This window comes from Acidovorax sp. sic0104 (assembly GCF_019219095.1).
In the GTDB taxonomy this organism is placed as follows: Bacteria; Pseudomonadota; Gammaproteobacteria; order Burkholderiales; family Burkholderiaceae_C; genus Acidovorax.
In genome coordinates this window covers 1-905 of the sequence record NZ_JAHUWH010000047.1, presented here as the reverse complement: position 1 = coordinate 905, position 905 = coordinate 1, and the positions used below count along the sequence as shown (strand labels likewise).

Here is a 905-nt window from a genome sequence, read left to right as displayed (position 1 = left end):
TGTACAACCACCAGTTGCCACAGTCAGCGCTCAAGAGTAGTACGCCAATGCAGGCCATGAAAGAGTGGTACCAAGAGCACCCGGATCTGTTTCACAAGCGGCCATATGATCGTCCGGGATGTGACACCTAGTTCCCGCAGCCCATCGGATCCGCACATTCCTCCGCGCTGCGGAGTGCGTTAGCTCGCCAGGGGCCGCTATGCAGCGATAGCAGTCATCCAGACTTGGCCGTCGAACGCGTACTATCGGCCATATCCGGACGTTCGCCCGCAGCGCAGGATTCGGCCAGGAGCCGTCAGTCGCTAGAGACAACTTCTAGATCGGCTACCTTCAGAAAAAATAGAGGAAATGCGATGCACATTTTTGGCTACGAGCATGCCGAACAACCAATCACCACCGTTGCGTCAGGTCGTCTGGCAGAAGTCACCTTAAATGCAACCGCTGATGAGTTGCGACTCTTGGCGGAGTTTTTTCGCACTTGTGCTGATGAAATGGAACAGATGGGAGGGAGCTTTGATCACGTCCACCTTTCGGACCGTTTCCCACAATTCAAAACGGCGCCACATTTCGTTGTTGCGTGCGGTTAGGCAGGTTGGCGTTTGATCTGAGAACGGCCAACACCAGCCGGTGGCAGTCAAAGAAAGCGGACGCTCAACGTTGGAATTCAGCGGCTCGCGAAGCCAGTCCGCTGCAATGACGGGTTAGGCCTCGGAAGCACCGTTGAAAGACCGCAGCCTTGATTAGGGACATGCCTAGTGAATTCATGGTTTCGCTTCTCGCCGTTAGAGAGGTAGTAGCAAACGGCGCGCATATTCACGAATTTGAAGTAGTCGTTCAGACTCAATGCTGCCAATCTCCAGCAGCTCTTCAACGGGGATGTACGCGACCTCTTCGATAGAAGTTAT

At 54.1% G+C, this 905-nt stretch carries 1 protein-coding gene and 1 pseudogene; both read left to right on the top strand.

Annotation, left to right across the window (positions count from 1 at the left end; all coding sequences use genetic code 11):
* A pseudogene (locus KW835_RS26600) lies at positions 1-131 on the top strand (IS481 family transposase); the annotation flags it as partial.
* Positions 132-353: 222 nt separating this feature from the next.
* Positions 354-587 carry a hypothetical protein gene (locus tag KW835_RS26595; protein ID WP_218387753.1) on the top strand — a complete coding sequence of 78 codons (234 nt, stop codon included), beginning with the start codon at positions 354-356 and terminating at the stop codon, positions 585-587.
* Positions 588-905: the final 318 nt, after the last annotated feature.